Genomic DNA, 13473 nt, shown 5'->3' on the forward strand with positions numbered 1-13473 from the left:
AAGATGGATTCGAACCACCGAAGGCGTAAGCCAGCAGATTTACAGTCTGCCCCATTTGGCCACTCTGGTATTTGCCCTTTTTTGAGAGGGAATATTTGGCTTATTCCCTCGTTTTCTCAAATGCGTTGCAAAGGTAATGCTATTTTTTTAATTTGCAAGCAAAATCAATCATTTTTATTGCATCGATGGCACATTCATCGCCTTTATTGCCTAATTTTCCACCTGCGCGGTCTTCTGCCTGTTGCATGGTATCGGTTGTAAGCAGGCCGAAGAGTACCGGGATGTCATGGGTTGCATTCAAACAGGTAATACCTTGGGTGGCTCCCATGCATACATAATCGAAATGAGGCGTATCGCCGCGCACTACGCATCCTAGGGCGATAACTGCATCTACTTTGCCGCTTTTGATGAACTGGGAGCATCCGTATGTCAATTCGAAGCTGCCCGGTACGGTTGCGGTCAGGATGTTTTCATCTTTTGCGCCATGTTTTTTTAAAGTAGTTACGGCTCCTTGCAGCAGGGCACCGGTAATGTTAGAGTTCCATTCGGATACAACGATTCCGAAACGCATGTTTGAAGCATCGGGTACGGCATTGGTGTCGTAATCGGAGAGATTGTGGTAAGCTGTTGACATGGCTTTTGAGTTTTTGGGTAGATGGTGAGAATTGGTTTAATGAATATCCGCAAACATGGATTGTTTGCGGATATTCAATTTAGTTTATATAGTTTGCGTTGGCCTCATGCTGGTAGGAAGATTCCGCTATGGAATGCTTTTCCCACCTTTATTTAATAGAAGCGCGTTCGATATACTTGTCGATATTCATGGCTTGGTAGGAGTTGCCATATTGGGTCTTGATTTCCTTGTAAGCATCTACAGCTTCGGCGTTTTTGCCTTGTTTTTCCAGAATCTGACCTGCCTGTAGCAGATAGATGGGGCTTAAGGTTGTGCTGTTTGCTTTGTGGGCAGCTTTCAGTAGGGTGGCTGCAGCCTTGTCCAGTTGTCCCATCTGTGCATAGCAGTTACCCAAAGTACCGATGATTGCCGGGGCTACCATATAGTCGTCTGCACTGAATTTGTCGAGATAAGTAGTGGCTTCTTCGTATTTGCCTAATTGTGCGTAGCAAAGTCCGGCATAAACATTAGCCAGATTTCCTGCATCTGTTCCGCTGTACTCGTCTGCTATTTTCAGAAAGCCTGCATATCCCAGGCTGTCCCCTTTCAAGGCGGACTCGAAATCGTTGTTTCCGAAATATTGTTCGCCTTTAAACAGTGCTTCGGATGCTTTTACCTCGTTGGGCTCGCCGATAAAGTGGGTATAAGCCTGAAATCCGCATACGATTACTACGATAGCTACTACGATACCTATCAACAGGTTCTTGTACTTAAACAGGAATGCTTCGGAAGTGCTTAATGCTTCATCCACATTCAATGGGTCATGAGTTTGATTTTGTTTTGACATCTTTCTTATTGTTTTTTATTATTTTCCTCACAATGCAATTTCGGTCAGCAAAAGTAATTTATTTATAGTTATAAATGAAATTTGCGGGCATGTTTTTTTATCAATCGTCCTTTTATTCGTATTTTTGTGACTTAAAAGTGGATGAATTATGTGGTTAAAACGCATTTCTATATTAAATTACAAGAATCTGGAACAGGTAGAACTGGGATTTTCCCGAAAGTTGAATTGCATAATCGGTAAGAATGGCATGGGTAAAACGAACCTGATGGATGCGGTGTATTATCTTTCGTTCTGCAAAAGTGCTACCAACCCTATTGATTCGCAGAATATTTTTCATGACCGTGACTTTTTTGTGATACAAGGATTTTACGAGAATGGCCTGGGCGAACCGGAAGAGGTGTATTGTGGGTTGAAACGTAGGCAGAAGAAGCAGTTTAAGCGTAACAAGAAGGAATATTCCCGCCTGTCGGACCATATAGGGTTGATTCCTCTGGTTATGGTGTCGCCTGCCGATTCGTGGTTGATAGCAGGAGGGAGCGAGGAAAGGCGCCGGTTTATGGATGTGGTTATTTCGCAGTTCGACCGTGAATACCTGGATGCCCTGATCAGGTATAACAAGGCTTTGCAGCAGCGTAATGCCTTATTGAAATCGGAAATGGAACCGGAAGATGAACTGATGACCTTGTGGGAAGAAGGAATGGCTGCGATGGGAGAAATTGTTTACCGGAAGCGGAAAAGCTTTGTCGATGAATTTGTACCGGTATTCCAGTCGTATTATGCCTATATTTCGCAGGAACGGGAACAGGTAAGTTTGACCTACGAATCGCATGCGGGAGAGGGAGACTTGTTGCAGCTGCTGAAAGAGAGCCGGCAGCGCGACCGTCTTTTGGGGTATTCTACCAAAGGTATGCATAAGGATGATTTGGTTATGAAACTGGGTGATTTCCCCATCAAGCGTGAAGGTTCGCAAGGGCAGAATAAAACCTATCTTATCGCATTGAAACTGGCGCAGTTCGATTTCTTGAAACGGATAGGAAACCATACTGTTCCCATTGTATTGTTGGATGATATATTTGATAAATTGGATGCATCGCGTGTGGAACAGATTGTCAAACTGGTGGCAGGAGACAATTTCGGTCAGATATTTATAACCGATACCAATCGTGAGCATCTGGATAAGATTCTGCGTGAGGTGGGAGAGGATTATAAACTGTTTGAGGTCGTAGACGGATGTGTGTCGGAACGGAAAGGAGAAGATGACGTATGAAACGGAACAATACAGAACAGGTAGGGGATGTTATCCGGCGTTTGCTCAGGCAGGAAGGTCTGGAGACTCCACTTAATGAATACCGGTTGATAGAGGCATGGAAAGACGTGGTGGGTCCCGTTATTGCGCGTTATACGATGAATCTGTATATCAAGAACCAGGTCTTGTATGTGCATTTGTCGTCGTCGGTCTTGCGGCAGGAGTTGTCAATGAGCCGGACGTTGCTGATACGTAACTTGAATGCTCAAGTCGGTTCGCAGGTAATAGTCAACATTGTCTTCCGGTAGAGGCAACGTTCCCGTTTTCGGTCCATACTTCGTCCATAGGTATGTCGGAGTCTTCTGTCGGAAGTCCTGGCTCGGTCAGTTGGAACTGGAAGCATATGCCTATTTTATATACATTCAGTTTGTTGAGCAGACGGTCATAATATCCTTTGCCTCGTCCTAAACGGTTGCCTTTCCGGTCGAAAGATACGCCTGGAATGATGGCAAGGTCGATGGAGGCAGGTGAAGGAAATGCTGTTCCGAGGGGTTCTTGGATGTGGAAGCTACCTGTCTGCAACTGGTCTGCACCTTTATATGTGCGCAATTCAAGTTCGTTGCCCTTTACTACAGGCAGCACAATTACCTTTTGGGAATGCCATTTTTCTATGAATGCATGTGTCTGTACTTCATCGGGAAGAGAGTGATAAAGCAAGACGGTTTTAGCCAGTTGGAAGCGCGGATGTGCTTCCAACTGGCTAAACAACCTGGAAGAAAGATTGTGTAATTCTTCTGTCGTATGCTGTTTTTTTTCTTGTGCTATACGGGTTCTGATATCTTTCTTTGACTGCATGTGCTTGATGTGTTGGGTCAATTGGTTGCTTCTTCCGGTGCTTTAGGGAAAGATTCTCCTTTTTCCAATACTTCCAGAGCTTGCAAGACGGTTTTGTCGGTCTTGTTGCTGTATTCAATGTATGCTTCGATGCCCAGAACATTGTATATGATGTTTCCGTACAGGTTTTCGTCGAACAGTTTTTTGGATTTGTACATCAATATATTCCGGCGTTTCAATCCTTTCTTTTCAGCATACGATGCGAATTTTTCCAGCAGGTTCTGGGTTTTCAGGTAGTCGGCCATGCTGTCGGGAGTCGTATACTTCTGGAGCGTGCTTCGGTTCTTGTCTGTATAATCCAGTGTATATCTGATAATCAGTCCCCGTGTAGCGGCCATGCGGAAGTAAGTCGTAATGCCTGTGGTGTCTTGCGGAACGAAGATATCTGGCATAATGCCTCCGCCTCCATAAACAGTCCGTCCCAACCGGGTATGATAGATTTCCTGGGTATTCTGCTTGATGCTGTCTGCCGAGAAAAATTCGCCATGTTCGTAACGGGTAATCAAGTCCATTTCGTATTCTGAATCGTTTCCTTTTACGTATGGCTTTTGGATACAGCGTCCCGAAGGAGTGTAATAGCGGGCAATGGTCAGGCGGATAGCCGAACCGTCGCTGAACTCGATAGGTTGCTGTACAAGCCCTTTGCCAAACGAGCGGCGTCCGATGATGGTACCCCGGTCATTGTCTTGAATGGCTCCGGCAAATATTTCGCTTGCCGATGCCGAGCCTTCGTCCATCAGCACGACAAGCGGAATGCTTTGGCTGCTTCCAGTACCGTTGGATGTGTAGTTTTCGCGTGGGGATTTACGTCCTTCTGTATATACTATCAGGCTGTTTCCTGGCAAGAACTCATTAATCATTTGGATAGCTGATGCCATATATCCTCCGGTGTTTCCACGCAGGTCGATAATCAGTCCTTTGTAGTTGGCACGGTTCAGTTTGGCAAGTGCCACCAGCAGTTCCGGATAAGTGGTTTCTCCGAACTTGTTTACTTTGATATAGCCAAACTGGTCATTGACCATATAGGCGGCATCGATACTTTTTACCGGAATATCGCCACGGACAACTGTAAAGTGTAGTATTTCTTCTTCACCAGGGCGGTAGACACCCAGTTTGACGGTGCTTCCTTTTTCGCCTTTCAAGCGTCGCATGGCTTCGGTATTGGTTACTATTTTACCCACGAAAGCCGAGTCGTCTACTTCAATGATACGGTCGCCTGCCAGCATACCTACTTTTTCCGAAGGTCCACCGGGGATTACATTGTTCACGTGGATGGTATCGTCTTGGATGGTGAACTGTATGCCTACACCGCTGAAGCTGCCTTTCAGGTCGGAATTGACAGCTTCTAAATCTTTGGCAGGGATGTATGCCGAGTGCGGGTCCAATTCGCCGAGTATTTGAGGCATGGCTTCTTCTACCAGGTCGTACATATTTACAGTGTCTACGTACTGGTCATCTATGATACGCAACAGAGCGTTCAGCTTGTTGGATGAAGTGTTGATGATGCCCAGTTTGTTGCCTGAAAAATGGTTGGCATAAAATGTTCCGATTAAGATTCCTATCACTACACAAAAGGCAAGCAGGAAAGGCATCAGCCGGTTTTTGTTGTTATTTGTCATACGCTTCTTCGTTTAAATAAATCACTTCTATATTTGCGCGTTTCAAGAGTTCGATACCATCTTCCAACCGGTATTTTTCGGCATACACTACCCGTTTGATGCCGGCTTGGATAATCAGCTTGGCACATTCGATGCAAGGGGATGCGGTGACATAAAGTGTTGCTCCTTCGCTGCTGTTGTTCGAACGGGCTATTTTGGTGATGGCATTAGCTTCGGCATGCAATACGTACGGTTTGGTCAGTCCGTGTTCGTCTTCGCATACGTTTTCAAATCCGGCAGGTGTCCCGTTGTAGCCATCCGAGATTATCATCTTGTTTTTGACAATCAGTGCCCCTACTTTTCTTCGGTTGCAGTAAGAGTTTTCTGCCCAGATAGTAGCCATGCGCATGTATCGCCTGTCTAATGTTTCTTGTTTGGTGTCGCTTGGTTCCATATATATAATAAGGTGTTATTTTAGTTTCTGAATCCGACGGGGTAAAATTGTATATAGTGGTTCTTGTCTGCATTAAATAGTTTAATGAGTTGTGAATCTCCCCGATAAAAATGTGCGTTGCTGATTTCATCATAGAACGTCTTGTCTCGTCCGCTAGGGGTATGGTTGGGAGTCAGCCTCACCGAAAAACTCCGGTCATTTCCGTCTGCACTCCATGTGCCGGTAAACGTAAACGATTCGCCTTGTCCTGTTACGCTCCCGTCTTCAGCAAATTGGATAATGAACTTGTCCGGGTCTTTGTTGATTTGCTCCAAGTCATCTTTCGAGGTTGTCAAGGTGTAGTTATTGTCATCTTGCCAGTTTGTCGTGTCATACGAACCGCTCCAATGCCATGTCTGTCCGCTGGCAAATATTTCAAACACATCATCTTCCTGGTTGCATCCGCAAAGCAGCGTTGCCATGCACAGCCAGATGTATAATCCGTATTTTCTCATTGTTTTTTCATTTTATGATTCCATTCCGTTTCAGTAAAGCATCGATGGCAGGCTCTTGCCCTCGGAAGCGCTTGTATAGTACCATCGGATGCTCAGTTCCTCCTTTCGACAAGATATTGTCGCGGAACGATTGTGCCACTTCGGTATTGAAAATGCCTTTTCCCTTGAATACAGAAAAAGCATCAGCGTCCAGCACTTCTGCCCATTTATAACTATAATATCCGGCGGCATAGCCTCCCGACATAATGTGCCCGAACTGTACGCTCATGCACGTGCCGGCTATTTGCGGCAAGATTTGTGCGCGTTTCCACGCTTCTTTTTCGTATGCACGGACATCTCCGTCGAATGCGGTATGACGTGTATACCATGCCATATCCAGCAATCCGAAGCTGACTTGACGCAGGCAGGCGTAGGCAACGTTGAAATTGGCTGCGTCTATAATTCGCTTAACCAGTTCTTCGGGCAGTGGTTCATGAGTCTGGTAATGACGTGCAAAGGTATTAAGAAATTCTTTTTCAATGGCAAAATTTTCCATGATTTGCGAGGGAAGTTCTACAAAATCCCAATAAACATTTGTTCCGCTCATGCTTTTGAACCGTGTATTGGCGAATATGCCGTGCAATGCGTGTCCGAATTCATGCAGGAATGTGGTTACTTCCGAGAATGTCAGCAGTGCCGGTTTATCGGGGGTCGGCTTTGTGAAATTCATCGTGACGGAGACATGTGGACGGCTGTTGGTACCATTGTCGTCTATCCATTGTTCCTTGTAGCTGGTCATCCATGCTCCTGATTTTTTCCCAGCACGTGGATGGAAATCGGTGTAAAGTACGGCCAGAAAACTTCCGTCTTTATCGTATACTTCATATGCTTTGACGTCCGGATGATATACGGGGATGTCTTTGTTTTCTTTAAAAGTTATGCCATACAGGCGTGTAGCCAATCCGAATACACCGCTTTTCACCTGGCTCAGTTCGAAATAAGGCCGGAGGGCTTCTTCGTCAAGGTCGAATTTTTCCTTGCGCAGTTTTTCTGAGTAATACGAGAAATCCCAGGGCATCAGTTCGAAGTGTTCTCCTTCGAGGGCATGTGCCAAGGCTGTAACTTCTTCTATTTCTTTATGGGCTGTAGGGGTATAGGCTTCCAGCAGTTGGTCGAGCAGGCGATAAACGTGCTGGCTGTCTTCTGCCATGCGTTTCCTGAGTACATAGTCGGCAAAGTCGGCGAATCCTAGCAGCTGGGCTATCTGCATGCGCAGGTTTACCAACCGTTTGACGATATCAAGGTTGTTTTGCTCATTATCGTGTGTACATTGGGTATTGTAGGCAAGATATAGCTGACGGCGTAATTGGCGGTTGTCGCAATATTTCATAAACGGCACATAGCTGGGTGCTTGCAGCGTAAATATCCATCCGTTTTTCCCTCTTTCTTTTGCTGTATGTGCAGCTGCTTCGACGGCACTTTCGGGAAGCCCTTTCAGGTCTTCTTCTTGGGTCAGTTGCAATTCGTAATTGTTGGTTTCTTTCAAGTGGTTTTGTGAAAAACGAAGAGTAAGGGTACTCAGCTCTGTACTGAGTTTGCGGAAAGTCTCTTTGTCCGTATCCGAGAGGTTGGCACCGTTGCGCACAAATCCATCATACGTTTTTTCCAGTAACCGGTATTCTTCGTGTGTAAGGTTGATCCGGTCACGTTTTTCATACACATGTTTGATACGTTGGAAAAGCCTTGCGTTCAGATTGATGTCGTTGCTGTGTTCCGACAATTCGGGCATCAGTTTTTCAGCAATGGCTTCCAGGTCATCACTTGTTTCGGCACTCATCAGGTTGAATAGCACCGTGGTGACTCGGTCAAGCAGTTCGCCAGACTGTTCCAATGCTTTTACCGTATTATCGAAGGTAGGTTCTTGTGGATTATCGGTAATGGCTTTGATTTCTTCGTTTTCACGGCGCATGCCTTCGCGGATGGCAGGCTCATAGTCGGCGAGCGTGATTCGGTCGAATGGCACGGTAGCGTGCGGTGTATGGTAGGGGGTGAAAAATGGATTTTCCATAAATGTCATTTTGTTTGTTTATTGGTTTGGTTGTAGGCTATAAGTGCATTCATGTCGGGGATTTCTATTTCTCTCCGGCTGAGTGATACCAGGCCTTCTTGTTTTAGTTCATTTAATATTTTCGATACGTTGATGCGTGTGTCATCTATCAGGTCGGCAAGGTCCTCCATCCGGATATGCAGCCTTTTGAAGCCGTTGGTGGTGGTGCATCGCAGCAACAGGAAATTGATGATTTTGCTTTGTGTGTCGCCGATGTGGGCGTTCCACAGGCGGCGGTAAATGGTTTGTGCCCGGTTGCTAAGCAGATTCATGAAATTCAGCTGGAAGATGGCATATTTGTTCAGTTCTGTCAGAATGTATGATTTGTCGATACTGATGATGTTTGCGGGCGTCAGGGTGTGATATGACGCATTGTATTGCGGATACATTCCGAACAATGAATAAGGTTCTATTACATACGGTGCTTCCAATGTTTCGTAGAGTGTATAATTATGGGTTTGGTCTGCTGATTCTGACTGTATTTTGCCTTGCAAGACAAAAAACAGGCCCTCGCAAGCATTGTTTTGGCGCACGATGCAACTACCTGCGGGAAGCTTTTGAAAATGTAGTTTTACTTTTTCCAGTATGGCTGTAAAGTCTTCTTTACATAGCCCTTGGAACAAGGGAAGTAGCAAAAGCTTATTGTACATACTATTCTCTTCCATCTGTCTTTAACTTTATTAAGTTATAATTTAACATACAAAATTAAGCAATATTCTGATACATAACATGGCTTTTACCTTTTTTATTGTTTCTTACCGTCTGGTAATGCTTGCTGGGGCAGAGGACGGTTTCGGTCAACATAGATGATACCGGTTGGTCATATAACTAGTCTGGCTTGTGCAGGTATATCCTTTTGTCTTTGAAGATATATTCGGAGAGCGATGGAAATATGTTTTCCGGCTGGGTGGTTCTGTCTTTTTTTTATGAAATTTGGAGGGATATTGCTTGGTATGTATCTTCATTTCGTTTTTTTATGTTATATTTGTGAACAAAAATTAAACTTATGAGGCTATGGGAGTATTTAGTTTGCAAGAATTGGTAAGTGCGTTTATTGTACTGTTTGCGGTAATTGATATCATTGGTGCTGTTCCCATTATTCTGGATTTGAAGCAAAAGGGACGTTCTGTCAATGCGATAGAGGCTACTTTGATATCGGCTGGACTGTTGCTGGCTTTCTTTTTTGCCGGTGACATGATTCTGAAGCTTTTTCAGGTGGATATCGCTTCGTTCGCGGTGGCGGGTGCGTTTGTCATTTTTTTGATGTCGCTCGAAATGATACTGGACATCGAGATATTCAAGAATATCGGTCCTATCAAGGAGGCTACGTTGGTGCCGTTGGTTTTCCCGTTGCTTGCCGGGGCTGGGTCGTTTACTACTTTGTTGTCTTTGCGGGCGGAATATGCAACGGTTAACATTTTATTGGCTTTGTTGCTGAACATGGTATGGGTGTTTATTGTTTTAAAGATGACCGACCGTATCGAACGCATGCTGGGGAAAGGGGGAATTTATATTATCCGTAAGTTTTTCGGCATTATTTTGCTTGCCATTTCTGCCCGGTTGTTTACGGCAAACCTTACATTGCTGATAGAACAGTTCCAGCACGGTGGCTGATACAGGGTAAATTTTTCATTCTTAAATTTTTAATTCTTCATTTAAAAGATGCTTGTAACACTTGTTATTTTGGTCCTGTCTGCCGTTTTCTTTGTTTCAGGAAGGGTGCGGTCGGATATAGTAGCGTTGTGTGCGCTGATAGGCTTGCTGGTTTTTCACGTCTTGACTCCAGAAGAGGCTTTGTCGGGTTTTTCTAATTCTGTAGTGATTATGATGGTAGGACTGTTTGTCGTAGGAGGGGCTATCTTCCAGACCGGATTGGCCAAGATGATCAGTTCACGTATTTTGAAGTTGGCAGGTAAAAGCGAGTTGCGTTTGTTTTTGCTGGTCATGCTGGTGACTTCTGCCATCGGGGCTTTTGTAAGCAATACAGGTACTGTAGCTTTGATGTTGCCTATTGTGGTAAGTCTTGCCAACAACGCTGGTATGAATCCGGCACGTTTGTTGATGCCGTTGGCCTTTGCCAGTAGTATGGGAGGTATGATGACGCTGATTGGTACCCCGCCTAATCTGGTGATACAAGACACACTGGTACATGCGGGATTTGAATCCTTGTCGTTCTTTTCGTTCCTTCCGGTAGGGTTGGTTTGTGTGGCAACAGGCATCGTGGTGTTGTTGCCTCTTACGAAATGGTTTCTATCGAAGAAACGTGAAAAAAACAATGGTGAATCTTCCGGAAAGTCTTTGAATGAACTGGTCAGAGAATATGGTTTGGCACATAACCTGTTTCGTTTACGGGTGGATGCAGCTTCGGGTATTGTCGGTCAAACGGTACAGACATTGGATGTGAGACGGCGCTACGGACTGAATATTCTGGAAGTACGTCGGGGAGAAGCTTCACAGCATCGTTTCCTGAAGACAGTTACGCAAAAGTTGGCATCGGCAGATACGGTTATCCAGGCAAATGATGTCTTGTATGTAAATGGGGATATTTCATCCGTAAACCGTTTTGTCGGGGAATGTAGGTTGGAGATGATGGACGGGCACATTACCGAAGAAGCCGTCAATGGCGAACGTTCGTTGGGCTTTTATGATATCGGCATTGCAGAAATAGTGTTGATGCCTACTTCCAACATCCTCAATCAGCGGGTAAAAGAAGCAGGTTTCCGTGATAAGTTCAATGTGAATGTGCTGGGGATACGCCGGAAAAAAGAGTATATATTGCAAGACCTTGGCAATGAACGGATGCACAATGGTGATGTGTTGCTTGTGCAGGGCCAATGGCATGATATAGCCCGGTTGACTAAAGAAGATACCGACTGGGTGGTATTGGGACAACCTTTGGCTGAGGCCGCCAAGGTGACGCTCGACTACAAGGCGCCGGTGGCTGCTGTTATTATGCTATTGATGGTGGCGATGATGGTTTTCGACTTTATTCCGGTGGCTCCGGTTACGGCGGTGATGATTGCCGCTATGCTGATGGTGCTTACGGGATGCTTCCGTAATGTAGAGGCTGCCTATAAGACCATTAATTGGGAAACTATCGTATTGTTTGCAGGTATGCTGCCTATGTCGTTGGCATTGGAGAAGACAGGAGCGTCCGATTATATATCCGGTTCTTTGGTGAACGGGTTGGGGGCATACGGACCATTGGTTTTGATGGCAGGCATTTATTTTACCACTTCTTTGATGACCATGTTTATCAGCAATACGGTGACGGCTGTGTTGATGGCTCCTATAGCCTTGCAGAGTGCTATGCAGATTGGGGTAAGCCCGGTGCCTTTTCTCTTTGCCGTAACAGTAGCTGCAAGTATGTGTTTTGCTTCACCTTTCTCTACTCCTCCCAATGCCTTGGTAATGCCTGCCGGACAGTATACGTTTATGGATTATGTCAAGGTAGGTTTGCCATTGCAGATACTTATGGGGGTAGTGATGATAGTTGTATTGCCGCTATTGTTCCCGTTTTAGTCCTGCAGTTTTTTGTGGGTATGGTTAATTCTTTTCAGTCAAGAATTTCCAATAGCGGACAGGCATGTCTTTTTTATGTTTGACAGGATTAAGGCGTTCGCGGATACAGATGGAGTGAAAGTAGTTTTTCCAAAGTGTCTGGTATAGTCTTTCTTCCCTGTCAAGTAGATTTTCATCAACTTTTCCGGTCACTAAAGCAGGCTGATGGACATTTGTAAAAGCGATTTCGTTCACTTGTATGCCATCGTAATAGTAACCGAAATGCCGGCGTGCGTCATAGATAATCCAGTGTTGGTCGGCAAAACGGTCTTGAAAATGCCTGATGGTTAATGATAGCACATTATACAGAGGTTCTATTATGCCGAAGTATGTGCCATCGGCAAGTTTTTGAAAGCGCATGAATTGTAGGATGCGGTGACGTTCACCGCTTACTTTTCTTCCAAGTTGTGTAACAGCTAATGTTACAGGGTTGGTGAAATCGGTAGTAATAGAGTGTTTTGAATCGAATATTTGTTTCATATATTTCATCAAGAGCATAGGAGCTTCGGAGGCTTCAGACAACCAACAGTAGGTGATGAGTGCTGTAGCTTGTTTCGATAGTTTTCTACACAAGGCTTTCCATACCCGTTCCGCTTTTTCAGTACAGGTGGTGACGCGGTAAAGTTCATTATAAAATAAAGGAAGAGGCTCTGTTTCATGCAAAAGTTTGTCGGGAAATGTCCGGCGTACGTATGCATCAAACAAAGCCGTAAGCAAGCCTTCGAATGTATGGTCGTAAACGAAGATAATCATTATAATAAAGAAAAATTTTGATTACTTTATATCTTCCAGTACGATGGAATAGCTGGCATCGAAACTCTTGTCAGGTTCCAGGGTCTGCATCCATTCACGGTCTTTAAACTCTCCTTTGTATCCGACAGAATCACAACGTCCGTACCATGGCTCAATGCAGACAAAAGGAACATCGGGATGGGATACAGAAGGCGACCAGATGGCTACCAGTGGGCTGTCGAATTCTACGCTAAGGTAAGGAGTCTTGGATTTGTCTGTCAGTGTGATTTTTTTCAGTTGGCTATTATCAAACATGTAGGTATCACATTGGAAAGTGGCAGGAGTTAGTTCCAGCATTCCATTGTTTAGCGTCAGGCTTTGTCGTTCGTTTGATGTACAGCCTTTTTCTGTTGGCGAGATATATTCTAATGTTTTTTTGTCTTTACCGAAGTCGAGAAACCCTTTTTCTTGGGTAACTGTGTCGAAGTCACGGTAATAAAAAGCAGGGTGTGCGCCTATTTGGAAATACATGTTTTCGTTTCCTGTATTTTGAACACTCCACATTACTTCGATGCGATTCCCTTTTAGCCGGTAGCCAATTTCCAGTACAAATGTGAAGGGGTATTTCTTCAGTGTTTCTTCATTGCTTTCCAGACTGTAAATGAGGGCGTTCTCTTCTTCGTATGTCAGCTGGAAATCCATGTCCCGTGCAAATCCATGCTGCCCTAATTCGTATGATTTTCCCTTGTGGCGGTAAGAATTGTTCCATACCCGTCCTACAATAGGGAATAATATAGGCGAATGACGTCCCCAGAACCGAGGATCTGCCTGCCACAAATATTCTGTTTCATTAGCAACGATGCTTACCAGTTCGGCCCCATGATCGGCTACTTGGATACTGATTTTGTCGTTAGATAGTGTTTTCATATTTCCCGTTATTTATGATGT

The 13473-nt window shown here is 44.8% G+C and carries 14 protein-coding genes; 4 read left to right on the plus strand and 10 right to left on the minus strand.

Annotation, left to right across the window (positions count from 1 at the left end):
• Positions 1 to 139 precede the first annotated feature (139 nt).
• The gene (gene ribH / locus H9625_RS06595) at positions 140 to 634 is read right to left on the minus strand and encodes a 6,7-dimethyl-8-ribityllumazine synthase (protein WP_022040055.1); all 495 of its coding nucleotides are present in this window, start codon (positions 632 to 634) and stop codon (positions 140 to 142) included.
• Between the two features lie 148 nt (positions 635 to 782).
• Entirely contained in the window at positions 783 to 1460 is a 678-nt protein-coding gene (locus H9625_RS06600) for a tetratricopeptide repeat protein (protein WP_022040054.1), read from the minus strand.
• A gap of 148 nt (positions 1461 to 1608) precedes the next feature.
• On the opposite strand from H9625_RS06600, the gene recF reads away from it, so the two are divergent.
• Complete coding sequence (gene recF, locus H9625_RS06605) at positions 1609 to 2727, plus strand: DNA replication/repair protein RecF (RefSeq protein ID WP_022040053.1); 1119 nt, start codon at positions 1609 to 1611, stop codon at positions 2725 to 2727.
• Positions 2724 to 3014 carry a DciA family protein gene (locus H9625_RS06610; RefSeq protein WP_022040052.1) on the plus strand — a complete coding sequence of 97 codons (291 nt, stop codon included), beginning with the start codon at positions 2724 to 2726 and terminating at the stop codon, positions 3012 to 3014. The genes recF and H9625_RS06610 overlap by 4 nt, the downstream gene beginning before the upstream one ends.
• Here H9625_RS06610 and H9625_RS06615 read toward each other — a convergent pair.
• Genes H9625_RS06615 through H9625_RS06640 form a run of 6 tightly spaced genes read right to left on the minus strand, consistent with a single transcriptional unit; the run spans position 2995 to position 8897 of the window.
• Positions 2995 to 3561, minus strand: coding sequence for a 5-formyltetrahydrofolate cyclo-ligase (locus tag H9625_RS06615; protein ID WP_191763532.1), 567 nt, complete (start codon positions 3559 to 3561; stop codon positions 2995 to 2997). The genes H9625_RS06610 and H9625_RS06615 overlap by 20 nt on opposite strands.
• A 17-nt stretch (positions 3562 to 3578) precedes the next feature.
• Positions 3579 to 5219 (minus strand): S41 family peptidase, encoded by a 1641-nt coding sequence (locus H9625_RS06620; RefSeq protein WP_191763534.1) that lies wholly within the window; start codon positions 5217 to 5219, stop codon positions 3579 to 3581.
• Positions 5209 to 5652, minus strand: a complete 444-nt coding sequence (locus H9625_RS06625; RefSeq protein ID WP_022040050.1) for a dCMP deaminase family protein — start codon at positions 5650 to 5652, stop codon at positions 5209 to 5211. Before H9625_RS06625 ends, H9625_RS06620 begins: the two co-directional genes overlap by 11 nt.
• A 20-nt stretch (positions 5653 to 5672) precedes the next feature.
• Positions 5673 to 6146 carry a DUF4847 family protein gene (locus H9625_RS06630; RefSeq protein WP_022040049.1) on the minus strand — a complete coding sequence of 158 codons (474 nt, stop codon included), beginning with the start codon at positions 6144 to 6146 and terminating at the stop codon, positions 5673 to 5675.
• Positions 6147 to 6153: 7 nt separating this feature from the next.
• Positions 6154 to 8202, minus strand: a complete 2049-nt coding sequence (locus H9625_RS06635) for a M3 family metallopeptidase (protein ID WP_191763536.1) — start codon at positions 8200 to 8202, stop codon at positions 6154 to 6156.
• Positions 8199 to 8897, minus strand: a complete 699-nt coding sequence (locus tag H9625_RS06640) for a Crp/Fnr family transcriptional regulator (RefSeq protein ID WP_022040047.1) — start codon at positions 8895 to 8897, stop codon at positions 8199 to 8201. The genes H9625_RS06635 and H9625_RS06640 overlap by 4 nt, the downstream gene beginning before the upstream one ends.
• Positions 8898 to 9246: 349 nt before the next feature.
• On the opposite strand from H9625_RS06640, the gene H9625_RS06645 reads away from it, so the two are divergent.
• Positions 9247 to 9846, plus strand: a complete 600-nt coding sequence (locus tag H9625_RS06645; RefSeq protein WP_087207392.1) for a MarC family protein — start codon at positions 9247 to 9249, stop codon at positions 9844 to 9846.
• A gap of 48 nt (positions 9847 to 9894) precedes the next feature.
• Positions 9895 to 11754: an SLC13 family permease gene (locus H9625_RS06650; protein ID WP_022040044.1), complete on the plus strand. Its 1860-nt coding sequence runs from the start codon at positions 9895 to 9897 to the stop codon at positions 11752 to 11754.
• 24 nt (positions 11755 to 11778) lie between these two features.
• Here the strand turns inward: H9625_RS06650 and H9625_RS06655 are convergent, their stop codons facing one another.
• Positions 11779 to 12546, minus strand: a complete 768-nt coding sequence (locus H9625_RS06655) for a TIGR03915 family putative DNA repair protein (RefSeq protein ID WP_022040043.1) — start codon at positions 12544 to 12546, stop codon at positions 11779 to 11781.
• 21 nt (positions 12547 to 12567) lie between these two features.
• Positions 12568 to 13452 carry an aldose 1-epimerase family protein gene (locus H9625_RS06660; RefSeq protein ID WP_087207389.1) on the minus strand — a complete coding sequence of 295 codons (885 nt, stop codon included), beginning with the start codon at positions 13450 to 13452 and terminating at the stop codon, positions 12568 to 12570.
• Positions 13453 to 13473 lie beyond the last annotated feature (21 nt).

This window comes from Phocaeicola intestinalis (genome assembly GCF_014837065.1).
GTDB classification, from domain to species: Bacteria; Bacteroidota; Bacteroidia; order Bacteroidales; family Bacteroidaceae; genus Phocaeicola; species Phocaeicola intestinalis.

Coding starts and splice junctions, on each gene's coding strand:
- ribH (WP_022040055.1), bottom strand. CDS start 634: ATGTCAACAGCTTACCACAATCTCTCCGATTACGACACCAATGCCGTA.
- H9625_RS06600 (WP_022040054.1), bottom strand. CDS start 1,460: ATGTCAAAACAAAATCAAACTCATGACCCATTGAATGTGGATGAAGCA.
- recF (WP_022040053.1), top strand. CDS start 1,609: ATGTGGTTAAAACGCATTTCTATATTAAATTACAAGAATCTGGAACAG.
- H9625_RS06610 (WP_022040052.1), top strand. CDS start 2,724: ATGAAACGGAACAATACAGAACAGGTAGGGGATGTTATCCGGCGTTTG.
- H9625_RS06615 (WP_191763532.1), bottom strand. CDS start 3,561: ATGCAGTCAAAGAAAGATATCAGAACCCGTATAGCACAAGAAAAAAAA.
- H9625_RS06620 (WP_191763534.1), bottom strand. CDS start 5,219: ATGACAAATAACAACAAAAACCGGCTGATGCCTTTCCTGCTTGCCTTT.
- H9625_RS06625 (WP_022040050.1), bottom strand. CDS start 5,652: ATGGAACCAAGCGACACCAAACAAGAAACATTAGACAGGCGATACATG.
- H9625_RS06630 (WP_022040049.1), bottom strand. CDS start 6,146: ATGAGAAAATACGGATTATACATCTGGCTGTGCATGGCAACGCTGCTT.
- H9625_RS06635 (WP_191763536.1), bottom strand. CDS start 8,202: ATGACATTTATGGAAAATCCATTTTTCACCCCCTACCATACACCGCAC.
- H9625_RS06640 (WP_022040047.1), bottom strand. CDS start 8,897: ATGGAAGAGAATAGTATGTACAATAAGCTTTTGCTACTTCCCTTGTTC.
- H9625_RS06645 (WP_087207392.1), top strand. CDS start 9,247: ATGGGAGTATTTAGTTTGCAAGAATTGGTAAGTGCGTTTATTGTACTG.
- H9625_RS06650 (WP_022040044.1), top strand. CDS start 9,895: ATGCTTGTAACACTTGTTATTTTGGTCCTGTCTGCCGTTTTCTTTGTT.
- H9625_RS06655 (WP_022040043.1), bottom strand. CDS start 12,546: ATGATTATCTTCGTTTACGACCATACATTCGAAGGCTTGCTTACGGCT.
- H9625_RS06660 (WP_087207389.1), bottom strand. CDS start 13,452: ATGAAAACACTATCTAACGACAAAATCAGTATCCAAGTAGCCGATCAT.